19 protein-coding genes are annotated in these 25311 nt (G+C 52.6%); 18 read left to right on the top strand and 1 reads right to left on the bottom strand.

All coding sequences use genetic code 11. The annotated features are described in order from the left end of the window. Positions 1-146: 146 nt before the first annotated feature. The 16 genes from ACR9FF_RS23035 (at position 147) to ACR9FF_RS22960 (ending at position 21024) form a co-directional block, all read left to right on the top strand. Complete coding sequence (locus ACR9FF_RS23035) at positions 147-1715, top strand: response regulator transcription factor (protein ID WP_435165213.1); 1569 nt, start codon at positions 147-149, stop codon at positions 1713-1715. Between the two features lie 13 nt (positions 1716-1728). Next, on the top strand, positions 1729-3510 hold the full coding sequence (locus tag ACR9FF_RS23030; protein WP_435165210.1) for a sensor histidine kinase: 1782 nt from the start codon (positions 1729-1731) through the stop codon (positions 3508-3510). A 159-nt stretch (positions 3511-3669) separates the two neighbouring features. Further along, the gene (locus tag ACR9FF_RS23025; RefSeq protein ID WP_317980817.1) at positions 3670-4977 is read left to right on the top strand and encodes an ABC transporter substrate-binding protein; all 1308 of its coding nucleotides are present in this window, start codon (positions 3670-3672) and stop codon (positions 4975-4977) included. 144 nt (positions 4978-5121) lie between these two features. Further along, positions 5122-5997 (top strand): carbohydrate ABC transporter permease, encoded by an 876-nt coding sequence (locus ACR9FF_RS23020; RefSeq protein WP_127493186.1) that lies wholly within the window; start codon positions 5122-5124, stop codon positions 5995-5997. Continuing rightward, positions 5990-6808: a carbohydrate ABC transporter permease gene (locus tag ACR9FF_RS23015; protein WP_201008643.1), complete on the top strand. Its 819-nt coding sequence runs from the start codon at positions 5990-5992 to the stop codon at positions 6806-6808. Before ACR9FF_RS23020 ends, ACR9FF_RS23015 begins: the two co-directional genes overlap by 8 nt. Positions 6809-6960: 152 nt before the next feature. After that, positions 6961-10017, top strand: coding sequence for a glycoside hydrolase family 2 TIM barrel-domain containing protein (locus ACR9FF_RS23010; RefSeq protein ID WP_435165206.1), 3057 nt, complete (start codon positions 6961-6963; stop codon positions 10015-10017). A gap of 594 nt (positions 10018-10611) precedes the next feature. Continuing rightward, positions 10612-11421 carry an ABC transporter ATP-binding protein gene (locus tag ACR9FF_RS23005; protein ID WP_248759019.1) on the top strand — a complete coding sequence of 270 codons (810 nt, stop codon included), beginning with the start codon at positions 10612-10614 and terminating at the stop codon, positions 11419-11421. Further along, positions 11402-12217: an ABC transporter permease gene (locus tag ACR9FF_RS23000; protein ID WP_435165203.1), complete on the top strand. Its 816-nt coding sequence runs from the start codon at positions 11402-11404 to the stop codon at positions 12215-12217. The genes ACR9FF_RS23005 and ACR9FF_RS23000 overlap by 20 nt, the downstream gene beginning before the upstream one ends. Next, a complete protein-coding gene (locus ACR9FF_RS22995; RefSeq protein ID WP_435165200.1) occupies positions 12214-13104 on the top strand; it encodes an ABC transporter permease in 891 nt (296 codons plus the stop codon). The genes ACR9FF_RS23000 and ACR9FF_RS22995 overlap by 4 nt, the downstream gene beginning before the upstream one ends. Before the next feature lie 65 nt (positions 13105-13169). Continuing rightward, entirely contained in the window at positions 13170-14228 is a 1059-nt protein-coding gene (locus tag ACR9FF_RS22990; protein ID WP_435165197.1) for an ABC transporter substrate-binding protein, read from the top strand. A gap of 221 nt (positions 14229-14449) precedes the next feature. Further along, positions 14450-15730, top strand: coding sequence for a M20 family metallo-hydrolase (locus ACR9FF_RS22985; RefSeq protein ID WP_317980822.1), 1281 nt, complete (start codon positions 14450-14452; stop codon positions 15728-15730). Further along, positions 15723-16604: a nitrilase-related carbon-nitrogen hydrolase gene (locus ACR9FF_RS22980; RefSeq protein WP_127492952.1), complete on the top strand. Its 882-nt coding sequence runs from the start codon at positions 15723-15725 to the stop codon at positions 16602-16604. The genes ACR9FF_RS22985 and ACR9FF_RS22980 overlap by 8 nt, the downstream gene beginning before the upstream one ends. 30 nt (positions 16605-16634) lie before the next feature. Continuing rightward, the gene (locus ACR9FF_RS22975; protein WP_435165194.1) at positions 16635-17990 is read left to right on the top strand and encodes an NAD(P)-dependent oxidoreductase; all 1356 of its coding nucleotides are present in this window, start codon (positions 16635-16637) and stop codon (positions 17988-17990) included. A gap of 24 nt (positions 17991-18014) precedes the next feature. Further along, positions 18015-19319 carry an NAD-dependent dihydropyrimidine dehydrogenase subunit PreA gene (gene preA, locus ACR9FF_RS22970; protein WP_127492948.1) on the top strand — a complete coding sequence of 435 codons (1305 nt, stop codon included), beginning with the start codon at positions 18015-18017 and terminating at the stop codon, positions 19317-19319. A gap of 2 nt (positions 19320-19321) precedes the next feature. Beyond that, the gene (hydA, locus tag ACR9FF_RS22965) at positions 19322-20743 is read left to right on the top strand and encodes a dihydropyrimidinase (protein ID WP_435165190.1); all 1422 of its coding nucleotides are present in this window, start codon (positions 19322-19324) and stop codon (positions 20741-20743) included. Positions 20744-20793: 50 nt separating this feature from the next. Next, the gene (locus tag ACR9FF_RS22960) at positions 20794-21024 is read left to right on the top strand and encodes a hypothetical protein (protein WP_127492944.1); all 231 of its coding nucleotides are present in this window, start codon (positions 20794-20796) and stop codon (positions 21022-21024) included. A gap of 7 nt (positions 21025-21031) precedes the next feature. Here the strand turns inward: ACR9FF_RS22960 and ACR9FF_RS22955 are convergent, their stop codons facing one another. Then, positions 21032-22645 carry a PucR family transcriptional regulator gene (locus ACR9FF_RS22955; protein WP_435165186.1) on the bottom strand — a complete coding sequence of 538 codons (1614 nt, stop codon included), beginning with the start codon at positions 22643-22645 and terminating at the stop codon, positions 21032-21034. A 136-nt stretch (positions 22646-22781) separates the two neighbouring features. Here ACR9FF_RS22955 and ald point away from each other — a divergent pair, with 136 nt between their 5' ends. Together ald and ACR9FF_RS22945 are read left to right on the top strand one after the other, a co-directional pair. After that, positions 22782-23909 (top strand): alanine dehydrogenase, encoded by a 1128-nt coding sequence (gene ald, locus ACR9FF_RS22950; RefSeq protein WP_435165183.1) that lies wholly within the window; start codon positions 22782-22784, stop codon positions 23907-23909. Positions 23910-24096: 187 nt separating this feature from the next. Then, positions 24097-25290, top strand: a complete 1194-nt coding sequence (locus ACR9FF_RS22945) for a HupE/UreJ family protein (protein ID WP_435165180.1) — start codon at positions 24097-24099, stop codon at positions 25288-25290. Positions 25291-25311 lie beyond the last annotated feature (21 nt).

Raw genomic sequence — 25311 nt, 5'->3', positions numbered from 1 at the left:
GTAACAAGGACAGCCCATTCAGAAAGGTGAGAAATGGGCTCGCTTTATCGGTTATAATGTACTTTACATATGTAAGTGCAGAACCATGCTTACGAAGTAAGAATTGCCACAAAAAGCATGCGGCAATTCTTTTGAGGAGGAGCACCATGTCAAACTACTGCAGACTGCTGATCGTGGATGACGAAGCTTTGATCCGGCAAGGGATCAAGCATTATATGAACTGGGAGCAGGAAGGTTTTCAGATCGTGGGCGAGGCTTCAAACGGGAAAGAAGCGCTTGAGATGATCGCGGAGCTGCAGCCTCATATCGTGCTGACGGATCTTGTCATGCCGATTATGGACGGCGAAGAGCTGACCCGGCAGATCAAGGTCAAATACCCTGATATTGAAGTTATTGTCCTTAGCAGCTTCGGAGATTTCGATTACGTACGCTCCACCTTTCAAAGCGGCGTACGCGACTATATATTAAAGCCCAAGCTCGACACCCGTCACATGCTGAACGTGCTGAAAGCCGTTGCCGATAAAATTCCGTCCCTGCAAGGGGAAGAGCCATCCGCGAATCAAGGTCCAACCATCGACACGGTGCTGGAGAAGCTGTTATCCGGTTACGAGATGGATGCCATGCAGGTTGAAGCGGAGCTAGGCGACCATTTTCCGCATAGCGCCTTCTGCCTTCTGGGCGTGGACTTCCGAGGAATGAATGTAACGAAGGAGCAGGTGAATGCTATCCGGCAAACGATGGAAGGCGAGCTGGATAAACAGGCAGTCCATGCCGACCAGCTGGTCTACCACGTGCTAAAAGCCGAAGCGCCTATGATTCTGCTGCTCCTTAATCTGGATTATACGATGCTAAGCCTGCTTCCTTATTGGGGAAGAACGATGGCGAGCTTGATCAATCAGCTGAAGCTGGATGTGGCGGTTGTGGTAAGCGAGCCTTTCTCGGCGATTACCGAGCTGGAGCAGTCCTATAAGGCTAGTCTGCTGAAAATGATGGATTACGCCTTTTATTTCCCGGACAAGCATCTGTTATTGTTCCATGAGTTCCCGGAAGCCGGGCAGGCGGCAGAGCCGTTTAACTTGAACAGCTTTACGGAATCTTTCAAGCGCGAGCGTTTTGATACGGCATTTGATTATTTGCTGGATCATCTCGAAGTGTTCAAAACAAACTATACGACGGATGTTTTTGAGTTCAAGTCGTTTCTGAGCAATGTTATTTTTAACATTACCGTGCTGCTAGGCAATATGAACTACAGCACGCAGCAGCTGGAGACGAAGAAATATTACTACTTCAAAGCTATTGAAGAGTCGCGGAACGCCAATGCGGCGGCAGAGCTGCTGACGGCGTTTATCGGGGAAGCGAAGCTGTGCATTGCCGAGAAAGCCGAGCAGTCCGGCAATGCCAACATGAAGCGGCTGCTTGATTATATTCACGAGCATTATGCCGAATCGCTTAATTTGACGGAGATGGCGAAGCATTTTCATTTTAACCCGTCGTATCTGTCGAGCTATTTCTCTACCCATCATAATGAGGGCTTTGTCGATTATTTGCATAGGGTGAGACTGGAGAAAGCATCGGAGCTGCTGCGGGCAGGGGAAGCTTCGATTTCGGAGATCAGCGGGATGGTGGGCTATTCGGATCACAGCTATTTCTGCAAGGTGTTCAAGAAGCATACCGGACTGTCGCCAAGCCGCTACCGGCAACAAAACCTGAGATGAGTGAGTGATAGCTTTGAGTAAAATACTCGACCGATTCAAATATAACGGCCTCTTCGTGAAAATGTTCATCATTATGGTCGTGAGCATTGTGGCCGTATCGATTACGGCGACCTGGACAACGATGAACGTATCCAGCCGCGTGTTTATGGAGACCTTCAGTATTACCAATTCTAAAATTATCACGCAGATCCGAAACGGTATGGATTCGTTTAATTATTCCATTGTGCTGACGGCGAACAAAATCTCGCAGAGCGGTACGATCAAGCAGTTTCTGACCGAAGGCAGCGGCGAATCGAACGTCATGGTGGGCAGTTATTTTCAGATGGGGCAGCAGATGAACAAGATTAAATCCAGCGTGGACGCTTATGAGGTAGGCATTACGGTAACAGGGGTGAACGGCCGTCGTTATTCGACGGACCGTTCCTATTGGCCGGTACCGGACGATGCTCTTGCGAACCATCCCATTACGAAGCGTTCGCTTGCGGAGCCTCGCAGGCTGATGTATTCCTATGACGACGCCGAAACCTCCGGTACGCCGGGCATCGAGCCTACGATTGTAGCCTCCAAGGCTTTGGTCGATCGCAGCGGAACCGTCTATGGAATGGTTTATTTTGCCGTTCGCGAGCCTTATTTCGCCCGGTTTTATGACAGCAATACAAGTCTAGGAAATGATGTGGCGGTCATCGATAGCCGGGGAACGATTGTATCCTCCAACCGCAATGACTGGATCGGGCAGCGTTCGCCGGATCTTCTTCAGTATGCGAAAGAGATCGACGAGAAGAACCTGGATTACAAGAATGCCGACATTATGGGGAAAGACCATCTTCTTTTATCGGAGTATATTGCCGGACTAGACCTCTACATGGTGAACGTTATTGATAAGAAGCAGGTCCTGGGACAATTGACGGATACGAGGCAGATCACGCTTATCGTTATGGCGATTGTGGCCGCTGCGGTTATTATTGTGTTCCTCATTTCAAGACGGCTGACCAAATCGCTGACCCGGCTCGTGAAGCAGATTTCAACCATCTCGAAGTACGAATTCGACCGCCACGTGAAGGTGGACGGCAGCTATGAGACGCGTCAGCTTGGCCTTGCCTTTAATGCCATGATCGACGAGCTGAATGAATACGTAGACAAGCTGGTGGAGACGCAGAAGCAGCAGCGCAATGCGGAGCTGGAAGCGCTGCAGCAGCAGATCAATCCACATTTTCTATATAATACGCTCGCTTCGGTGAAGTTTATGGTCCAGCAAGGCAACAAGGAAAAAGCGGCTGAGACGATTAATGCTCTTATCTCGCTTCTGCAGAATGCCATCGGCAACGTCAGCGAGATGATTACGGTACAGCAAGAGCTCGACAATATGAAAAATTATGTCTTTATCAATCAGGTTCGTTACGGCGAGCGGATCCGCGTCAGTTACTTTATCGGTCCGGATTGCCTGGATTACCGGGTTCCGAAGCTGATGATTCAGCCCTTTATCGAGAACGCCTTTTTTCATGCTTTTAATGATAAATCCGAAGGCTATATCTACATTATGGTTGCGCAGGAAGGCTCCGCCCTGGTCTGCGAAGTGGTGGACAACGGCGACGGCATGAATATTAACGGAGGAATCCCGAGCCAGGAGAACAGACGCCAGCTGTTCAGCGGAATTGGCGTGCGCAATGTAAATGACCGGATCAAATTGTTGTTCGGCGAGGAATACGGAGTTACCATAACTAGCCAGATCGGGGAAGGGACCCGGGTAAAAATTCGCATTCCGCTGCTCAAATCCAATAATGATCCAAATTTCTAAAGATTGTCCTAGTGCGAATAGACCACTTTCAAGCAACTCATAATAAAATGACAATTCGTTGTAAAGATCGTTCTAACGAGCGCCATGATGGGAATGCTATCATGGATTCGTAAGCCGGAAAACGCTTACAACACATATACAGATGCGGAGGTCTTGAAAGTGAAGAAATTAGTCACTGTACTTGCTCTTAGCGCGGTTGCATTGTCGGCTTGTTCGTCCAACTCGGACAACAACAAAAACACTGCGAATACGGGTGCGGAAAACGGCGGCAAAGCTGCAAGCAAAATTACGGTTTGGGCATGGGATCCTAACTTTAACATCAAAGCGATGAACCTTGCGAAAGACGCTTATGCGGCAACGAACAAGGATTTGACCGTTGATATTGTAGAAAACGCTCAGAACGATATCGTTCAAAAGCTGAATACGGGCATGAGCTCCGGCACGACGAAAGGTCTGCCTAACATTGTACTTATCGAGGACTACCGCGCGCAAAGCTTCCTGCAAGCTTACCCGGACATGTTCTACGACCTGAGCAGCGTGATCAACCCTAAAGACTTTGCTGATTACAAGCTTGGACCTACAAGCGTTGACGGCAAATACTACGGCGTTCCGTTTGACTCCGGCGTTGCTGGTCTTTATGTAAGAACGGATTACCTCGAGAAAGCCGGCTACACCATTAATGATCTTCAAGACATTACTTGGGACCAGTACATCGATATCGGTAAAAAAGTGAAAGAAGCAACAGGCAAGGACTGGATCTCCCTTGATCCGAACGATCTCGGTATCATCCGCATGATGATTCAATCCGCTGGTTCGTGGTACCTGAACGAAGACGGCAAAACGCCTAACATTGCGAACAACGAAGCAATGAAAGAAGCGTTCGAAGTATACAAAAAAATGATGGATGCCAACATCGTGAAAATCCACTCCGACTGGAGCCAATTCGTCGCGAACTACAACAACGGTGACGCTGCATCGGTACCAACGGGCAACTGGTTCACGCCTTCCATCACGGCGGAAGCTTCGCAGTCCGGCAAATGGGCGATTGCTCCAATGCCTAAGCTTGCGAAAACGCCTAACTCCGTACACGCAACTAACCTTGGCGGCAGCTCGTGGTACGTTCTGAACGTTCCAGGCAAAGAGCAGGCAGCTGAATTCCTGAAAGCAACTCTTGGCTCGAACGTTGACCTTTACCAAAAACTCGTTACTGACGTTGGCGCAATCGGTACTTACAAACCGGCTACAACCGGCGAAGCTTACACAGCTGCTAACGACTTCTTCGGCGGTCAAAAAATCGTACAGGACTTCGCGAAATGGACGAACGAAATTCCAAGCGTGAACTACGGTATGCACACTTACGCAATCGAGGACATTCTGGTTGTGGAAATGCAGAACTACCTGAACGGCAAGAAGATTGACGATGTATTGAAGGACGCGCAAGCACAAGCAGACTCGTCTGTAAAATAAAGAGAGAAATTGACCTTGGAACATGGTCCTCCGCGTTCCGCCGCCATCTCTTAAGGCGTGCCCCGCGGGGCATGCTCCAAGGTCTTTATTATGAATGCTCAAGATAGGAAGGAGCTGGCTGCCGCTGTGAGTAAAGCAAAAGCAATGAATATTAAGGCGAAAACGAATGCGATCGGCTGGTCGTTTATAGCGATAGCGGTCATTATGATTTGCGCCTTTTATTTCTACCCGATGATTAAGGCACTGATGTTATCGTTCCAGACCGGAACCGGCACGAACCTGCATTATGTTGGTGGAGACAACTATGCAAGGCTGTTTAAAGACCAGACTTTTATTACCGCACTGAAAAACACGTTTATATTCTTGATTATCCAAGTACCGATCATGATCGTACTTGCCATGTTTATCTCGGTATTGCTTAATGATAGCAAGCTGAAGCTTAAAGGATTTTTCCGTACGGCGATCTTCCTGCCGGCAGTAACATCGCTTGTTGCTTATTCCGTTATTTTCAAATACCTGTTCGGTAATGACGGCTTGATTAACTCTTTGCTGACTAATCTTCATTTGATCAGCGCTCCCATTCAATGGATCACTGACCCGTTCTGGGCTAAAATTACGATTATTATCGCCATCACATGGCGTTGGACCGGATATAACATGATTTTCTATCTGTCTGCCCTGCAAAATATCGATAACTCGATTTATGAAGCGGCACGGATTGACGGTGCTTCGGCCTTCCGTCAATTCAGCCAGATTACGGTACCGCTGCTTAAGCCGATCATTTTGTTCACATCGATCACATCAACGATTGGTACCCTGCAGCTGTTCGATGAAGTTATGAACATTACGAAGGGCGGACCTGGCAACTCGACCATGACGCTGTCGCAGTATATTTACAACCTTTCGTTCAAATATACGCCTGACTTCGGGTATGCCGCGACCGTCTCGTACGGCGTTGTTATTCTTATTGTAATCTTCTCGATTCTTCAGTTTAAACTGGCAGGTGATAAAAATGGCTAAACGGATTTTCACCTATGTATTCCTGAGCATTGCGGCCATTGTATCGATCTTCCCATTCATATGGATGATCATAAGCGCAACGAACAAATCGGTTGACGTAACGAAGGGGACTTTGCTGCCCGGCTCAAGTCTGGGTGCGAACTGGCACAAAATTTTGGATCAGGTCGATCTTGGGCAAGCCATGCTTAACTCGGCAAAAATCTCGATCTCGACAACGATCCTGGCCCTTCTTATTGCTTCTCTGGCCGGTTACGGCTTTGAAATTTTCCGCAGCAAAGCGAAGGACGTTGTTTTTAACATCCTTCTGCTCTCGATGATGATTCCGTTTGCTGCTTTGATGGTTCCGCTGTACCGTATGTTTGGTACGATTACGCAGAATATCCCGGCAATCGGGATCAATACGATGACGGCTGTCGTGCTGCCAACGGTAACGACCGCGTTCTTAATTTTCTTTTTCCGTCAAAGTACGAAGATGTTCCCGAAGGAAATGCTTGAAGCAGGTCGAATAGATGGATTAAACGAACTTGGCGTTTTCTTCCGCATTTACGTTCCAACCATGAAAACGACTTATGCGGCGGCTGCCATCATTACGTTTATGTCCAGCTGGAATAACTATTTGTGGCCGCTCGTTGTGCTGCAATCCCCGGAGAAACGGACGATTCCGCTCCTGATCTCGAACCTGGGCTCCAGCTACTCGCCGGATTACGGCGTGAATATGCTTGTTATTCTGATTGCGACGCTGCCAACAGCCATTGTCTTCTTCCTGATGCAGAAGCATTTCGTAGCGGGAATGACAGGATCGGTCAAATAGGCTCGCAAGTAATGAATCATCACGATAGCCCGTATAACGGGCTATTGTGGTGATAATTCATTAGGCGAACGCTTTCGAAGTATGAATCATCACGATAACCCGTATAACGGGCTATTGTGGTGATAATTCATTTTAGGGAGGATTTTTTAAAAATGAAAGCAACAAGGGCAGACATCAATTGGCTCAGCGATCCGACAGTTTACCGCGTAAACCGTCTGGACGCGCACTCCGATCATCGGTATTACCGTTCGATGGAGGAAGCGGAGGGCAAAGCGCCAATGGCGATGCGCCAGGATTTGAACGGCGGTTGGAAATTCAGCTACGCCGTAAATGCGGCCAGCCGAATCGAAAACTTCTATAAACAAGATTTTGATTGCAGCGGCTGGGATGATATTCAAGTGCCGGGGCATATCCAGATGCAAGGCTACGGTCAGCTGCAATATGTAAATACGATGTACCCTTGGGACGGTCTGGACGCTGTTCGTCCTCCGGCTATCCCGGTAGTCAGCAATCCGGTGGGAAGCTACGTGAAGCATTTCCGCAAGCCGGAATCCATGAACGGACCTGTCTATATTTCGTTCCAAGGCGTCGAATCGGCCTTCTATGTATGGCTGAACGGCGAGTTTGTCGGCTATGCGGAAGACAGCTTTACGCCTTCGGAGTTTGATCTGACTCCGTTTATCAAGGAAGGCGACAATAAGCTTGCGGTGGAAGTGTACCAACGCAGCTCGGGCGCTTGGCTCGAGGATCAGGACTTCTGGCGTTTCTCGGGTATTTTCCGCGACGTATATCTGTATACGGTTCCGGAGATCCATGTTAGAGATATGTGTATCCATGCGGACCTCGACGACAGCTACAAGCAAGGTACGCTGAAGGTGGATCTGGAATTATTGGAGCAAGCCGGCAATGCCGGTGCTTCGGTGAAGCTTGAGCTGAAGGATGCAGAAGGCGTTGTTGCAGCTGCGGGCGAGGGTGCTTTTGCGGACGGCAAGCTGTCGGTAACGGTTGATGCGGGCGAAGTAAAGCTGTGGAGCGCGGAATCTCCGTATTTGTACAGCGTATGCTTGTCCGTCTTGAATGCACAGGGTCAGCTGGTTGAAGCCATTGTGCAAAAAGCCGGCTTCCGCCGCTTCGAAATGATCGATAAAGTGATGCACATCAACGGCAAACGTATCGTATTCAAAGGCGTTAACCGCCATGAATTCAACGTACGCCGCGGCCGCGCCATTACGGCTGAAGACATGATCTGGGATATTACCACGATCAAAGCGAATAACATGAACGCCGTTCGTACCTCGCATTATCCGAACCAGACGTTGTGGTACGAGCTGTGCGACGAATACGGCATTTATCTGATCGATGAGATGAATCTTGAATCCCACGGCTCGTGGCAGAAGATGGGCGCAGTCGAGCCGTCCTGGAACGTGCCGGGCAATCTGCCGGAATGGCAAGGCTCCGTGCTGGATCGTGCCGAGTCGATGCTCGAGCGCGACAAGAACCATCCTTCGATTCTAATCTGGTCTTGCGGTAACGAATCGTATGCGGGCGAAGTTATTCTCAACGCAACGAAGTACTTCCATGCGAAGGATCCAAGCCGTCTTGTCCATTACGAAGGCGTATTCCACAACCGGAAATACGACGCGACAAGCGATATGGAAAGCCGGATGTACGCCAAGCCTGCGGACATTATCGAATATCTGGAGTCCAATCCGTCCAAGCCGTACATCAGCTGCGAATACATGCATGCAATGGGCAACTCGGTTGGCGGCATGCATAAATACACGGAGCTTGAGCAAAAGTACCCAATGTACCAAGGCGGCTTCATTTGGGACTACATGGATCAATCCATTATGACCAAGGACCGTTATGGCAAAGAGTTCTTCGCTTACGGCGGCGACTTTAACGATCGTCCGACGGACTACAGCTTCTGCGGCAACGGCATCGTATTCGCAGACCGCAAGGTAACGCCGAAAATGCAGGAAGTGAAGTTCCTGTACCAGAACGTAAAGCTGGTTCCTTCGCGTACGGGCGTTAAAGTGATTAACGAGAACCTGTTCGTGAATACAAGCGAGTGGGATTTGACGGTCCGCGTATACCGCGATGGCGTGGAAGTATTCGGCTGGAACGGTGAAACGTCCGTTGAACCGGGAAGCGAAGACGTTGTGCCGCTTTCGTTGCCAGCGGAAGTAACAAAGATTGCCGGCGAGTATGCGGTTCATGCCGCGCTTGTGCTCAAGCAGGATGAGCTGTGGGCAAAAGCCGGTCATGAAGTAGCCTTTGGCGAGTACGTATTCGAGGTTGCTGCCGAGAAAGCCGTACCAACAGGCTCGATTCGCGTTGTAGAAGGCGACGTGAACATCGGCGTGATGGGCGATGGCTTCACGATCCAGTTCTCCAAAGGCGTTGGCTCGCTGGCTTCCATCCGTTACGGCAGCCGCGAGTTTATCGCAGCACCGCCGGTGCCGCAGTTCTGGCGTGCGCAGACGGATAACGATAAAGGTTACGCGCATGGCTATGATGCCGGTCTGTGGTATGCGGCAAGCTTGGCGCGCAAATGCCTGAAGGTTGAGCTGGACGTTGCCGCGTCGGGCGACCGCGCAACGGTTGCGTTCGAATACGGCTTCAGCATTAGCGCCGACCTGCGCGTACGCACGACTTATACGGTATTTGCTGACGGAAGCATTGAGGTGAAGACCGATTACAATGGTGCGGCCGGGCTTCCGAATGTGCCGATTGTTGGCCTGACGTTCAAGCTGTCTGCGGACTATGATCAGACCGAGTGGTATGCCATGGGGCCGGAAGAGAATTATATCGACCGTGCTTTTGGCGCGCGTCTCGGTACATTCAGCCGTGCGGTGAAGGACCTGCCAACTCCGTATCTGGTACCGCAAGAGACGGGCAACCGTACCGGCGTACGCCAAGTGCGCATCACCGACAGCCAAGGCTTTGGCCTGCAGCTGAATGCTGCAGCATCGGCGCCGGTGGAATGCAACGTTTCGCCTTGGACGGCGTTCGAGCTTGAAAATGCCGCTCATTGGTACGAGCTGCCGCAGCCGCATTACACGGTTGTAACGGTTGCCGGCCGCCAAATGGGCGTAGGCGGCGACGACAGCTGGGGCGCTCCGGTTCATCCGGAATACCAAATCCCGGCGGATCAGGACCTGAGCTTCACGTTTACGATTTCGGCGGTTGATCGCTCTACGAAATAGAAGGTTGCAGGATAGAGGTTGTCCCTTTGGGACAGCCTCTATTTTTTTTGCAGGTCTGTATGTTTAATTGAAAGGCTGAAACTAGTCTATCAAGCCCAGAATGGTGCGTTCACGCCTGAAACAAATTGTGTAACCGCTCCTGTCCCCAGAGTGCAATCGAGACCATATCGAGCCCATGCCAACCAACCTTTTCCCAGCCCGCCACCCTGTACGAAATGCAGTATAATGAGGCTCTAAAGTCCAGTAACTTGTTTTACGTTGCACGTTATGCAGGATATTGCGGTGAATGAGCAGCGGAACGGACCATTGAGGCCCGATTTACTGCAATCTGTGCAATGTATTCCCCGAGGGAGAGCGTTTTACGTCCCTTATCCTGCACAATGTGCAACGTAGCGCCAACACTAACCCGACCCTTACATCGACTAACCGCCAACCAGCCGCCTCTATACATAACGTCAAACGTTCATGCTATTTTGTAAAACAGTTTGTATAATGTAATCCAAATTTCGTGTTATATAATATTACATAACAACACAAGTGGCGCGTAAAAGGATGACATAAACAATCTTCATCATGAGCGAGGGGGTTGAGGGGTTGTCACAAGAGAGTCAGAAGGAAATAGAAATACGGATCGACGATGTGTCGATGGTATTCGGACGGAAGGGCAGAGAGGTGACGGCGCTCTCGCAGGTCAGCTTTGATATCCATCGGAGCGAATTCGTCTCCCTGCTAGGGCCTTCGGGCTGCGGCAAATCTACATTACTCCGGCTAATCGCTGATCTGCTGCAGCCGACAAGCGGACGGATTACGATCGGCGAAGAGGAGCCCCGTGAAGTCCGATTGAAGAGAAAGTTCGGGATTGTTTTTCAAAGCCCTACCTTATTCGAATGGCGCACGGTGAAGGATAATATCGAGCTGCCGATGGAAGTGCTTGGCCTTAAAAAGTCTGAATATTCAGCCATATCAAGCCGTCTGATCGACATGGTTGGCTTAGCAAAATTCAAGGATCACTATCCTTGGCAGCTAAGCGGCGGCATGCAGCAACGAGTGGCCATTGCCAGAGCATTGGCGCTTGATCCGCCGATTCTGCTGATGGATGAACCTTTCTCCGCTTTGGATGAGTTTACGAAAGAGAAGCTTCAGCTTGACCTGCTCGACATCCAGAAGCAGACCAACAAAACGATCGTATTTGTTACTCACAGCATTCCGGAAGCGGTATTCCTGTCCGATCGGGTTATCGTCATGTCAGCGCATCCCGGGCGAGTCCATACGATTCTGGACATCGAACGGGAAGAGGGCAGCTACGAGTTTATCCGTAATTCCGGACGTTTCCATGAGATGACGGCCAGGGTGAGAGCTTGCCTTTACAAGGAGCGTGATCCTCTTGATAAGCGGATGGCTTAGAAAAAGCGGCCAAGGCGGTATTCTCGCCATATGGGTGGCGGGAGCTCTGGTGCTATGGGAAGCAGCGGCTTGGTACATAGCCGATATTGCACATGTACTGGCACCGGCCTCCAAGCTCCCGTATCTTCATCTTGTCCTTCAAGCCCTTATCAAGCATTGGTCCACGATAGCCGAGCAAGGCGCGATCACCTTCGGGAACTCGATAATGGGATTCCTGATTGGGACGGCGGTAGGGGCTGCTCTTGCTATTATCATGAGCTTGTCCAGAACCATCGAGCTAACCTTATCTCCGTATATGATTGCTTCGCAGATGGTTCCGATCATTGGGCTTGCCCCAATCCTGTACGGCATTATCCATGATCCTGCGATGTCGAGGGTGCTGATGGCGGGATATGTAACCTTTTTTCCGGTAGCCATCCATATGCTGCGCGGCCTTCAGAGCATCAAGCCTGAGCAGGAGGAGCTGATGCGCTCGTACGCAGCCTCCGGATGGACGACGTACACCAAGCTGCGGCTGATGGCATCGCTTCCCGGACTTTTTGCCGGACTTAAGCTGTCCGCCCCTCTCGCGATTACCGCTTCTATCATCGTTGAGCTGATGGGAGCGCCAAACGGCATCGGCGTATTAATGCTCAGCTCTCTCTACTACGGCAGCTCGCAAGTGTATATGTTCTGGTCCACTATCCTAATCAGCGTTGCCATCGGTTTGATCTGGTTTCTGCTGGTCACGCTGGCGGAACGGTTACTGACTCCGTGGCAGCCGGAATTCCGTCAGCAAGGGGGAGGGGAAGAATGATGACCGCCGTTAATACGGAGCAGTCCCCTGCGCCGACCCCGCAACCAAGAGTAGCTGCAGACCAATCAGCTGGACTGAACGCCAGGATTAATAGCTCAACTCCAAATTCCTTACGAAAACAATCCCGAAGCACGATATGGCTGCCTATCGGATTCGGCCTCCTCTTTCTGATCATCTGGCAGCTTAAAGGGTTCCATAAGCTGTTCCGCCTGGAGCTTTATCAATTGCCGATTCCATCGGCAATCGTCAGAGCCATTCATTCCAATGGCGATCTTCTCTGGAACTACTCCCTCTATACCGGCACGGAAATGATCGGGGGCTGCCTGATTGGCTCGGCTATTGGCCTTCTCGTTGCTATTGCGGCATCCTTTATTCCGCAAGCAGGCAAAGGAGCCATCACTTTAGTAGCTGCTTTAAACGCCGTCCCAATCGTTGCGCTCGCGCCTGTTATGAACAACTGGTTTGGCGACGGTGTCGCCTCCAAGATGGCGATTGTCGCGATCATGACGATGGCTACGATGGGGGTTAGCGCCTATAAGGGACTGCGCTCCGTTGAGCCCGCCTATCTGGAGCTGATGCATGCTTACGCGGCAGGAAGGTTAACAATCTTTTTCAAGCTGAGGCTCAGACTTGCCCTGCCGGCTATTTTTACGGCACTTAAGATTAACATGGCAACCGGCATTATAGGAGCGATAGTTGGCGAGTTTTTTATCTCCTCCAGAGGGCTTGGCTTTCTGCTATCCGATCAGATCAAGCTGGGCAATATGCCTATCGCCTGGTCCTGCATTGTGATCGCCGCCGTGCTTGGCATCGCGCTCTATTATCTCATTCAGCTAATCGAGAGAATCGCGATTCCATGGCATGCCGCCAGGCGCAAACCGCAATAACTTCTTACGCATCAGGGGATGTCTTCATCTTTTAAATAGATAGCGATAGGGAGAGGATGGGGTAGATGAAAAGGAGAAACCGGGTCATGAAGGCCGTAACCTCGCTGACGATGGCAATGGCGCTGCTTATGGTCGCCGCCTGCGGCAATAACAGTCCATCGGAATCCTCGGCGAACGAAGGCAAGTCAAGCGAACCTCTGAAGAAGGTGAAGATTCAGCTGAAATGGGTGCCTCAAGCCCAGTTCGCGGGGATTTTTGTCGCCAAGGAAAAAGGCTTCTACGAGCAGGAAGGGCTGGATGTCGAAATTGTGCCCGGCGGGCCGGATGTCGTTATCGAGCAGCAGGTGGTGAACGGCGCGGCGGATATCGGCGTAACAAGCTTCGACAGCTTGTTGGTGAACCGGGACAACGGATTGCCGCTTGTCTCTGTGGCGCAGATTTTGCAAAAGAGCTCGTACAGGTTTGTTGCCGACAAGGCTTCCGGTATTGATTCCCCAGCGAAGATGAAAGGCAAGAAGGTAGGCATGTGGACGGGAAGCCAGCAGTTCCAGGTGCTTGCTTTTATGGAGAAGAACGGCCTTGATCCGCAGAAGGATGTCGAGCTGGTGAAGCAGGGCTTTACGATGGACCAGTTTTTCAACAAGCAGCTGGATGTAGCGATCTCTACCATCTATAACGAGTACCATGTCGTGCTGGAGAGCGGCGTGAAGCCGGAGGATCTGTATGTATACGACTTTGAGGATGCGGGTGTCGGGATGCTCGAGGATACGCTGGTGGTGAAGGAGGATTGGCTGAAAAATAACCGGGATACCGCGGTGAAGGCCATCCGCGCCACGATGAAGGGCTGGAACTACGCCATTGCCAATCAGGGAGAGGCGGTCGATATCGTCATGAAGGCTGTCACGGAGGGCAGCACAACGAAGGAGCATCAGTCCACCATGCTGATGGAGATGGCGAAGCTTGTGAAGCCGGAAGGGTTCACGGATGCTCAGGTCGGCTCGTTCGTTGATGATGCCGTACAGCGGACGGTAGATATTTCGCTCAAATACGGATTAATCAAGGCGGCGCCGGATTTGAGCAAAGCCATAGACAAGACGATTCTGGCGGACGCGGAAAAAAGCTAGCGAGATGGGGGAAGCTTAAGGTCCCTAAGGGATCTTAAGCTCGAGAAAACTGCGGTAGGCATCGAAGTTCCAGTGGAAGCGGCTGCCGGGATTGGGATATGCAGGGGTAATTTCGTTCAAACGGCTGCCCTCGCCTGAGGGCGGCTCTCTGACTAGCCGTATAAATTCAAATCTCGTACATACTTATATGTCATCGGAGACAAGGCGGGAGGGATCGGGACATGAGTGTGGAGCTCAACGCTACGATTAATGCGGAACGGCTGAACCGGCATATCGAGGAGCTGGCGCAGATCGGAAGGATTGGGGAGACCGGCGTATGCCGGCTGGCTTTGTCGAAGGAAGATAGAGCGGGCGTAGAGCAAGTGAAATGCTGGATGGAAGAAGCGGGAATGAGCGCAAGAATAGATCCTTTTGGCAATCTGATAGGCGTATTCAGAGGAAAACATCCGGAGCTTCCGGTCCTTATGCTTGGCTCCCATGTCGATTCCCAGCCCTACGGCGGTCGGTATGATGGGGCTATCGGCGTTCTAGGAGCGATTGAAGCGGTCCAGACGATGGCTGAAAAAGGCTTCAGACCCGAAATGGACATTGAGGTGGTTGCCTTTTGCGATGAAGAGGGCTGCCGCTTCAACAAAGGGTTATTTGGCGTCCGCGGCATGACGGGCAAGCTCGAGGAAGGGGAGCTCGACCGGAAGGACAAGAATGGCGTAACTCGCCGGGAAGCTCTGCTGGAATTCGGCTGCAACCCGGCAGAGTTTGAAGGATATACGTTTGAGGCGGGTAGGATTGGCGCTTTCCTGGAGCTTCATATTGAACAGGGGCCGGTGCTTGAATCGCTGGATTCGCCAATTGGCATTGTAACCGGTATTTCCGGTCCGCTCTGGTGGACGGTTGAGCTGAACGGCTTTGCCGGACATGCGGGCTCGGTGCCCATGCCGATGAGGAGGGACGCGCTGGTTGGCGCGGCCAAGGTGATCGTCGCTCTTAACGACCTCGCCCGTCTGGAAGACGGGGCCTCAACAGTGGGGACGGTAGGCTCGCTGTCGGTGTTCCCGGACTCCCGCAACATCATCCCGGAGAAGGTGACGTTTACGGTTGACCTCCGGGATATCGTTCTTTCCCGCCGGAATGAGCGTGAGCAGCAGCTTCTGGAAGCCATTCAGGACATCTGCGATGAGCATGACCTGCAGTATCTGATCCGGGAGGATACGAACAGCGAGCCGCGGTATTGCGCGGAATGGATGAAGAACATCTTGCGGAAGGAAGCGTCCGGCATGGGGATGAAGCTGCCCGAGCTGATGAGCGGGCCGTTCCATGATTCGCTGACGATGTCTTACGTGACGGATTACAGCATGATTTTTGTCCGGTGCAAGGACGGCATCAGCCATAACCCCAAGGAGTATTCGTCTCCGGAGGATATCGCGCTGGGAGCGGAGCTGCTGTACCGGTCGGCGGTACGTATAGCAAGCGGAACCGAAATCGGGAGGAGAAGCGATGAGTAAAGTAACGATCGGATTAATTCAGGCATCCCATGACGTACATGGCGATGAACCGGTAGAGGCGCATAAAAAGGCAGCGATTGAGAAGCATATCCGTCTTGTACGCGAAGCCGCTGCCAAAGGCGCTAAAATTATCTCGCTGCAGGAGATCTTCTACGGACCGTATTTCTGCGCGGAGCAGGTAACTAAATGGTATGGCGCCGCGGAGGAAATTCCGAACGGGCCAACTACACGGCTGTTCCGGGAGCTCGCCCGGGAGCTAGGCGTCGTTATTATTCTTCCGATTTACGAGCGCGAGGGCATTGCGAGCTACTATAATACCGCAGCGGTCATAGATGCGGACGGTGCTTACCTCGGCAAATACCGCAAGCATCATATTCCGCATGTGGCGGCAGGCGACGGGGGCTGCGGCTTTTGGGAGAAGTATTATTTTAAGCCGGGCAATCTGGGTTATCCGGTATTCGATACGGCTTACGCGAAGGTTGGCGTATACATCTGCTATGACCGGCATTTCCCGGAAGGGGCTCGCGCGCTTGGCCTGAACGGGGCAGAGATTGTGTTTAATCCGTCTGCGACGGTAGCGGGCACTTCGGAATACCTGTGGAAGCTGGAACAGCCGGCACATGCGGTGGCGAACGGCTATTACGTGGCGGCTATCAATCGGGTCGGATATGAGACGCCTTGGAATATGGGTGAGTTCTACGGTCAGTCGTATTTGGCGGATCCGCGAGGCTCGATCGTTGCCATTGGCAGCCGGGATCAGGATGAGGTTGTGATTGGCGTGATGGACAAAGAGCTGATTCGCGAGGTGCGAAATATTTGGCAGTTTTATCGGGATCGCAGGCCGGAAACGTACGACAGCATCATAAACCTATAATAAGTGCTAAGTGGAAAGGGGGATGAACGGATGGCTGCAACGTTTATATCCGCGGAATCTTTGCGGCGCAATTTTGCCGAGGTGAAAGCCGGAATGAAGCCCAAGGAAGCGATCGAGGAGTCGAACCGCTGCCTGTACTGCTATGATGCCCCGTGTATCCAGGCTTGTCCGACAGGCATCAACATTCCGTCCTTTATCAAAAAGATCGCCTCCGGCAACATGAAAGGCTCCGCCCGCACCATTATGGAGGCGAATCCGGTAGGCGCAAGCTGTTCGCGGGTTTGCCCGACTGAGGAGCTATGCGAAGGGGCCTGCGTGCTTAATCATTCGTCCAAGCCGATTATGATCGGGGATCTGCAGCGTTATGCGACCGATTGGGCAATCCACAATGAGCAGGTTTTCTTCAAGGCAGGAAGCAGCAACGGGAAAAAAGCCGCCGTTATCGGAGGTGGTCCCGCAGGCTTGTCGGCGGCCAGGGAGCTGGCCCGGTTCGGCTTTGCGGTCACGGTGTTCGAAGCGAAGGAGCAGGCAGGCGGCCTTGATACGTATGGCATTGTCTCGTTCCGGCTGCCGCAGGAAATCTCGCTGTGGGAAGTCGAGCAGGTCCGGCAGCTTGGCGTTGAGATCCGTACGGGCGTGAAGGTTGGCATCGATATAAGCGTCGAGGAAATAAAGCAGCAGTATGATGCGATTGTCCTCGCTATCGGCATGTCCAAGGTGCCGAAGCTCGGCATCGAGGGCGAAGGTCTCCGGGGCGTCTATGACGCGATCGAGTTCGTAGAATCCACGAAAACGTCCATCCGGACGGATATTGCGGGCAAAAAGGTTGCCGTTATCGGTGCCGGCAATACCGCTATCGACGCGGCGACCTGCTCTGTTCGGCTTGGAGCGGACGAGGTGACGATAGTCTACCGGCGGACTTCCGCGGAGATGACGGCCTACGATTTTGAGTTCGACTTTGCGAAGCAGGATGGCGTTATGTTCAAATGGCTGACCGCGCCAAAGCGGATTATTGGGGATTCCGCGGGTAATGTAACGGCGCTTGAATGCACGTTGATGAAGCTGGAAGAGAGCGCTGGCCAGATCCGGCCGGTGCCGGTGGAAAGCTCGGAGTTTTTTATGGATGTGGATGCGGTTGTTCTGGCCATTGGTCAAACGCGCCATATCGGACTGGTCGAGCAGCTTGGTCTATCGCATAAACGCGGAATCGTAGCGATTGATCCGGTTACGTTCCAAACCTCCGATCCGCAGGTGTATGCGGCTGGCGATGTTATTTTTGGCGACGGGCAAGGGGAAGCGATGGTTGTATCGGCGGCGCAGCAGGGCAAGAAAGCGGCGTATGCCATCTATCGGCAGCTGGTGAAGGAGCAGGAGGAAACGGCGTAACGATCTTTGGAGGAGGGGAAAACGATGGCTGATTTGCGTATCAATCTGGCGGGCATATCCTCGCCGAATCCGTTCTGGTTAGCGTCGGCGCCGCCTACGAATACGGGCTACCAGGTGCAGCGGGCTTTCGAGGCGGGCTGGGGCGGAGCGGTATGGAAGACGCTTGGCGATCCGATTATCAATACGTCGTCAAGGTTTGCGGCCGTGCATTTTAACGGACAGCGCGTGGCGGGCTTTAACAATATCGAGCTGATTACGGACCGGCCGCTTGAAGTGAATCTGAAGGAGATTTACGAGACAAAGAAAAGGTTTCCGAATCATGCCGTTGTGGTGTCCCTCATGGTGGAGCCGAAGCGGGAGAAGTGGCATGAGATTGTCAAAAAAGTCGAGGCAGTTGGCGTCGACGGGCTGGAGCTGAACTTCGGCTGTCCGCATGGCATGGCGGAGCGCGGCATGGGCTCGGCCTCCGGCCAGCAGCCGGATCTCGTTGAAGCGCAAACGATGTGGGCGAAGGAAGCGGCGAAAACACCGGTCATCGTGAAGCTGACCCCTAATATTACGGATATTACGGCTACCGCCAGAGCGGCCGTTCGCGGCGGTGCGGATGCGATCTCGCTGATTAATACGATTAACTCATTGGCTGGCGTGGATCTGGACACCTGGAACACAATCCCTCATGTTGGCGGCAAAGGCGCTCATGGCGGGTATTGCGGACCGGCGGTAAAACCGATCGCTCTAAATATGGTGGCGGAGTGCGCGCGCAACGCTCAGGTGAACGTACCCATCTCCGGAATTGGAGGCGTCTCCAATTGGCGCGATGCGGTCGAGTTTATGCTTATGGGAGCAACCGGGGTGCAGGTGTGTACAGCGGCCATGCATCACGGCTTCAGCATCGTGGAGGATATGATCGACGGCTTGAACAACTATCTGGACGACAAAGGCCTATCCTCCGTTAACGAGCTGATTGGCAAATCCGTTTCCCGTTACTCGGATTGGGGCGATCTTGATCTGAACTATCAGGTCGTTGCCCGGATTCACGAGGAGAATTGCATTGTCTGCAACAAATGCCATATTGCCTGCGAGGATACGTCGCATCAATGCATTGAGCGCCTGACAACGGACGACGGCCGTGCTTATTTGAAAGTGCGGGAAGAGGATTGCGTAGGCTGCAATCTTTGTTCGATCGTTTGTCCGGTGGAAGGCGCCATCTCCATGGTGGAGATTCCTTCCGGCGAGCTGCCGATGTCCTGGAATGAACGCCAGAAGGCGGTAGCTTCAGTTGGCGATTCCAATCCAGCGCCAGGCGGCGCGAGCAAGGAGGCGGTATAAGGATGGCTGCGAAAATCATACGTAACGGTACAATCGTAACCGCTGCGGATACGTATCGGGCGGATGTTCTGATCGAGGACGGCGTTATCAAGCAGATTGGCCATAGCCTTTCGGCTGAGGGTGCCGAGATCGTTGATGCCACCGGGAAATACGTGTTTCCTGGCGGCGTAGACCCGCATACCCATCTGGATATGCCGTTTGGCGGGACGGTGACGGCCGATGATTTCCAGACGGGAACAAGAGCCGCGGCCTTTGGCGGGACCACAACGGTTATCGATTTTTGCCTGACGGACAAGGGAAAGCCGTTAAGCGAGTCGCTTAAGAAATGGCATGCTAAAGCGGCTGGTAAAGCCGTTATCGATTACAGCTTCCATCTGATGATCAGCGAGATCAATGACGCCGTGCTGGCGGAGCTGCCTTCCATCGTGAAGGACGAAGGAATCACTTCGTTTAAGGTGTTTATGGCGTACAAAAACGTGTTTCAGGCCGACGACGGCACGTTGTACCGGACCATGTTATCGGCCAAGGAGCTTGGCGCCATGGTGATGGTGCATGCCGAGAACGGCGATGTCATCGAATTTTTGGTGGAGAAGGCGCTTGCCGAAGGGAATACGGACCCGATCTACCATGCGCTCACACGTCCGTCTGCTATCGAAGGCGAAGCAACGGCACGAGCGGCAGCTCTTGCCGAGCTTACGGGTGCTAGGCTGTTTGTTGTGCATGTTACCTGCGCGGAAGCGGTGAAGGCGATTAGCGAGGCGAGAACCCGCGGCGTAGACGTGTGGGGCGAGACCTGCCCGCAATATTTGGTGCTCGATCAGTCGTACCTCGCGCTGCCGGATTTTGAAGGGGCCAAGTACGTCTGGTCTCCGCCTCTCCGCGAGAAGAGCCATCAAGAGGTGCTCTGGAATGCGCTTATTACGGGTTCCTTGCAGACGCTAGGCTCTGATCAGTGCTCCTTCAACTTCAAGGGGCAGAAGGATTTGGGGAAGGGCGATTTCAGCAAAATTCCGAACGGGGGTCCGGTCATTGAGGATCGGTTCTCGATCCTGTACTCGGAGGGAGTTGCCAAGGGCAGGCTGACCCTTAACCAATTCGTAGAGATTGTCTCGACCCGCAACGCGAAGCTGTTTGGCTTATTCCCGCGCAAAGGGACGATTGCCGTTGGCAGCGACGCGGATATCGTTATTTTTGACCCAACAGCGGAAAGAACGATCTCGGCGGAGACTCATCATATGAATGTCGATTACAACCCGTTTGAAGGGCTTCGCGTGAGCGGCGTGCCGGAAAGCGTATTGTCGCGAGGCGAGTTTGTCATTCGGAATCAAGCTTTTGTAGGGGAAGCGGGCACGGGGGAATTCCTGAAGCGCGCGACATACAAGCAGGCAAATGCAGGCGCCAAGGAACAAGTTGAACAGCTGTAAGCAGGGATAAGGATGCAGGCGGGAAGACCATTCAACGGAGGTGCTTACTTATGTCCGCTTACCGGGAGTTTTTGGAAGAGAAACAAAAGCTGGATGCTTATATCGGCAGGCAGTTCAGAATTCATAGCGTAGTGGAGAATTTGAGCGGTGCAACGATTGAGCTTGTCCATCCCGGCGGGGAGAGCGCGGTGCTGCAGCTGCTCTCCGCGGATGCCCGGAAATATATGTCCAACCTGGTGGTGAAGCAGCTGGCTTCCTCCGGATGGAACGATGCGGGGTAATGACGAACTACTGGATCGCTCCGTAGGTGTATTCGTAACCATTTAATGCAAGCTCAATAGCAAGCCTTTTGTCTGCAACCAGGTAGTCTTCGCCTAGCAGCGATGCTATTTTCTCGAGCCGGTGATATAGCGTCTGCCTAACGATAAACAGCTCTTTGGCCGTATCCTGCTTGGAGCCGGACAGAGAGAGGAACACCTTCAGCGTCTTGAGCAGCTGCCCGTTTTTCTCCTGATCGTACCGCGCCAGCGGGCCGATATATTCCTCGATGAGGGCGGGCAGCATTCCGGTCTTTTTGAGACCCGAGATGATCCGGTACGTGTGCAGGTCATTGAAAAAAGGCGAGCTTAGCGGTCCGATATCCGTCTGGATTGCAACCGTCTCCCGTGCGGACTCGTAGCTTTCCTTGGCGCGGGACAAATCGGTCATATATTTGCCGATGCCCAACGTTCCGGCGAATAGGGCTGAATCCGGGTTGTGCTCGGTTTTTCTTAGACGGTCAATGGCGCGGAGGAGGCGGTCCTTCCACTTGAGCTGCTTCATCTGATCAATTAGAACAAAGACGATATGATCATGCAAAATAGCGGGGAGAAGGAAGTAGCCTTCGCCTTCGAAGATGGCGCGGGCGACCATGTTTTTCTGAATGAGCAGCTCCTCGCCTTCCTTCCATTCCGCCATCTTCAGGTTCAAGCGGAATACGCAAACGGTTAAGCCGTACAGCTTGGCGGCGGGCTTAATCGAGCTGATATACTCCCGGACTTCCTTCTCGGCATGCTTGCCGCTCAGCCAATCCGTCACCCACATTTCATCTTTGTAGCGACGTCTCTCCTCCATATATTTGGTACGCATCATTTCTTGGGCGATAGCGGTAGCGCAGCGGTCGAGAGCTAGAATCTGAAATTCGCTAAGCTCCTGCTCCGACTGCAGCAGCAAATCGGCAAACAGATGGTCAAGGGCAAGAATCGGCCGGTGCGCAAGTCCGCGCTTCAGGTCAGGAGTGGCAAACATTTCGCCGTAAATCCATTGCTCGTAGAAGCTGTCTGCCTTGGCTTTGGGCATATGCGGAACGAACTCGGCTTCGGCATTTAGCGGAAAAAAAGCGACTTGGGTGCCGGTCGTGTGGTGGAGAAGCTTAAGCAGCGGCATAATGCCTTTGCCGGAGAGCAGCAGCTGGTTCAGCTTGGTGGAGAGTGCTTCAAGCTCATAGACCATGCGGTGATGCTGATGGATGAAGTAGGCGTGAAGATCTTGGGTAATGTCGATATAACGAACCTCCTCGTGGAAAAAAAGGAGAGGAAAGTTCTCGCGTTTAGCCAGCTCGATCATGGCATCGGATGGCTTTTTGGTGTAGGTGCCCAGCTCGATACAGAGGCCGGAGGCTCCGGAATCGATAAGCTGCCGGAGGAACGATAGGCTTAGCTCCTCGTCGTCATGCCAGCCGATGCCGGTGGAGAGAATCAGCTCATTGCCGCTTAGAAGCTTGCCAATCTGGGTAACTTCCATAATGTGGACCCATCGTACGGTGCGATTCAGCGCTTCTTCGCTTGCGATCGTCTCCGCCTTCTGAAACAGCGGGCGCTGCAGGATGTCTCTAACGGTTAGCTGCATCAACGTTTCAACCATGGACATTCACCGCCCTAACGTGGAATAGTGGGGGAATCTGAATCTAGTTTTTTCTCCCCATTATACAAGAGGATAGAATTCGCAGGCAACGTAACGCATAGTGGCAGGTGGACAGGGGAAAAGGGAGGGAGCGTATATGGAAATTGGCGTTCCAAAAGAGAGAAAAAGCTCGGAGCATCGCGTTGCTCTAACGCCCGGCGGCGTTTTTGAATTAGTAAAGCATGGACATCGCGTGTTTGTGGAGACGGAAGCGGGAGCATCCTCCGGATTCCCGGATGAACAGTATCTAGCGGCTGGAGCCATAGTTGTAGCGACTGCGGATGAAGCTTGGTCAAGGGATATGGTCGTGAAGGTGAAGGAGCCGCTGAAGGAAGAGTACCGGCAATTCCGTGAAGGGCTGGTGTTGTTTACGTATTTGCATCTGGCTGCGGAGCGGGAGCTGACTGAGGCTTTGGTGCATCATAAGGTGACCGCGATCGCTTACGAGACCGTTCAACTCGCAAACGGCCAGCTGCCGCTGCTCACCCCGATGAGCGATATTGCCGGAAGGATGGCGGCCCAAGTCGGAGCACAATTTCTGGAGAAGGTACATGGTGGCAGAGGAATTTTGCTAGGCGGTGTTCCCGGCGTGCGGAAAGGCCGCGTGACCATTATCGGCGGAGGCGTAGTTGGGACAGGCGCTGCGCAAATCGCGCTTGGTCTTGGCGCCGACGTATCCATTATTGACCGCGATGCCGATAGGCTGCGGGCGCTGGAGGATCGGTTCGGCGGTAGAGTGCAGACACTCGCCTCGCATTCCCGGCAAATCGCCGAGGCAGTGGCTGAATCGGATCTCGTGATTGGAGCCGTACTTATTCCGGGTGCCCGTGCTCCAAAGCTTGTGACGGAGGACATGGTGCGTGCCATGCCGCCTGGCTCAGTTATCGTGGATGTCGCCATCGATCAGGGCGGCAGCGTGGAGACCATCGATCGGATTACGACGCATGCCGATCCGGTATTCGAGCGATTTGGCGTCCTTCATTACGCCGTCGCCAATATGCCGGGCGCGGTGCCTTATACGGCAACGGCGGCACTAACGAACGCCACGCTGCCGTATATGCTGGCGCTGGCCGACCGCGGCGTCCGCGATACGCTTGCCGGCAGCGAGCCGATCCGGCGCGGCGTAAATGCCATGGACGGCTTCGTCACCCATGAAGCCGTCGCCGCCGCGCATCAGATGAACTATACCAATGTGCGCGATCTATTAAGCTCTTCGATCGCGTAAGGGAACCCCCGCAAGGCTGGATGCCAGCCTGCGGGGGTTCTTTTCTACTATTTTCCTCAATCTCAATAATTTCTTTAAGTATCATTTACGTTCTTCAAACACTTCAAAACTATAATCGCTAAGTATGTCCGCATTCGATAGATAGAGAGAAGCAGGAAGCCAAGCAATAGGGAGAAAGGAGACACAGGTGAAACTACACAAAAAAGCTGGGGTAGTACTGGCCGCTTTATGGGTGCTTTTGACCGTAATGGGCGGAACGGCCGAGGCACATTTCAGCTCGACGGGGTTCTCGGATATTACCGTTAAGGACAAGAGCCTGGAGTACAACTTGTTCTTGCTGGAGAGGGAGCTGCTCGAAGCTATGCCGCAGCTTGACGGCAACGGTGACGGCAGGCTTTCCGAAGACGAGCTGTCCAGTGAAAATGATGAGCTTACGGCACTCGTTCACGACAGGCTTATCGTTACGGGCAATAACAAGGTTGGTACGGGAGTTGTACTCGCCGCCAAACAGACGGAAAAAGCAAAAGTGCCGATGATCGAGATCGACATCAACTATGATTTTGGCGAGCCTGTCGACCGGTACATGGTTCAATATAACTTTTATGACGGTACGAACCCCGACCACCGCAGCTATGCAACGATCCGGATGGGGAAGCAATCCATCGTGCAAGTGATTAACAGCTCGAATAACATTTTGCAGATGGAAGGCTACCATGGAACGGATGCGGCAAGCTCCGATACGGGCGCGGCGGCTCAAGGCGATGCCGGTTCAAAGCCATTAAACACATCATCCTCGTGGACAAGCATGCTGAAAGATTACGTGACGATGGGGATGGAGCATATCTGGTCGGGTGCCGATCATATGCTGTTCCTCTGCGGGTTAATCCTTGCCTCAGGTACAAGCGGCTGGACGATGCTGAAGCTGGTCTCGGCCTTTACGGTTGGACATAGCATCACGTTGGTCTTATCCGCGATGGATCTGGCGTCGTTGTCGCCGCTTATCGTGGAACCTCTTATTGCGCTGAGTATCGTGTTCGTAGCTTTTGAGACGATGTTCCGCAAAAGATTCCCGCAGCTGAAGGGCAAGCAGATTGTCGTCACGGTGATGTTCGGGATGGTGCATGGCTTTGGCTTTGCGGAGATTTTGCACGGAACGATGTCGGGCAACATTGCCCTGCCTCTCTTCTCCTTCAATCTTGGCGTTGAGATTGGCCAGCTTGTTGTACTGGCGATCGTCATTCCAATCCTTTGGTTGATCCGGAAGCTGATCGCAAGCACAAGCAACCGTCAGATGTGGTGGACGTATGTGACCTCCTCGGTGGTTGGTTTGATGGGACTTTATTGGCTGATCGAACGCCTGATCTCAGACTTCACGATGTAACAAGCTACATACTAATCAGAA

Source organism: Paenibacillus glycanilyticus (assembly GCF_051200795.1).
GTDB lineage: Bacteria > Bacillota > Bacilli > Paenibacillales > Paenibacillaceae > Pristimantibacillus > Pristimantibacillus glycanilyticus.
The sequence above is the reverse complement of the archived record's forward strand: the minus strand, read 5'-3'. Positions and strand labels throughout refer to the sequence as shown.

Coding starts and splice junctions, on each gene's coding strand:
- ACR9FF_RS23035 (WP_435165213.1), top strand. CDS start 147: ATGTCAAACTACTGCAGACTGCTGATCGTGGATGACGAAGCTTTGATC.
- ACR9FF_RS23020 (WP_127493186.1), top strand. CDS start 5,122: ATGAATATTAAGGCGAAAACGAATGCGATCGGCTGGTCGTTTATAGCG.
- ACR9FF_RS23015 (WP_201008643.1), top strand. CDS start 5,990: ATGGCTAAACGGATTTTCACCTATGTATTCCTGAGCATTGCGGCCATT.
- ACR9FF_RS23010 (WP_435165206.1), top strand. CDS start 6,961: ATGAAAGCAACAAGGGCAGACATCAATTGGCTCAGCGATCCGACAGTT.
- ACR9FF_RS22995 (WP_435165200.1), top strand. CDS start 12,214: ATGATGACCGCCGTTAATACGGAGCAGTCCCCTGCGCCGACCCCGCAA.
- ACR9FF_RS22990 (WP_435165197.1), top strand. CDS start 13,170: ATGAAAAGGAGAAACCGGGTCATGAAGGCCGTAACCTCGCTGACGATG.
- ACR9FF_RS22985 (WP_317980822.1), top strand. CDS start 14,450: ATGAGTGTGGAGCTCAACGCTACGATTAATGCGGAACGGCTGAACCGG.
- ACR9FF_RS22980 (WP_127492952.1), top strand. CDS start 15,723: ATGAGTAAAGTAACGATCGGATTAATTCAGGCATCCCATGACGTACAT.
- ACR9FF_RS22975 (WP_435165194.1), top strand. CDS start 16,635: ATGGCTGCAACGTTTATATCCGCGGAATCTTTGCGGCGCAATTTTGCC.
- preA (WP_127492948.1), top strand. CDS start 18,015: ATGGCTGATTTGCGTATCAATCTGGCGGGCATATCCTCGCCGAATCCG.
- hydA (WP_435165190.1), top strand. CDS start 19,322: ATGGCTGCGAAAATCATACGTAACGGTACAATCGTAACCGCTGCGGAT.
- ACR9FF_RS22960 (WP_127492944.1), top strand. CDS start 20,794: ATGTCCGCTTACCGGGAGTTTTTGGAAGAGAAACAAAAGCTGGATGCT.
- ACR9FF_RS22955 (WP_435165186.1), bottom strand. CDS start 22,645: ATGGTTGAAACGTTGATGCAGCTAACCGTTAGAGACATCCTGCAGCGC.
- ald (WP_435165183.1), top strand. CDS start 22,782: ATGGAAATTGGCGTTCCAAAAGAGAGAAAAAGCTCGGAGCATCGCGTT.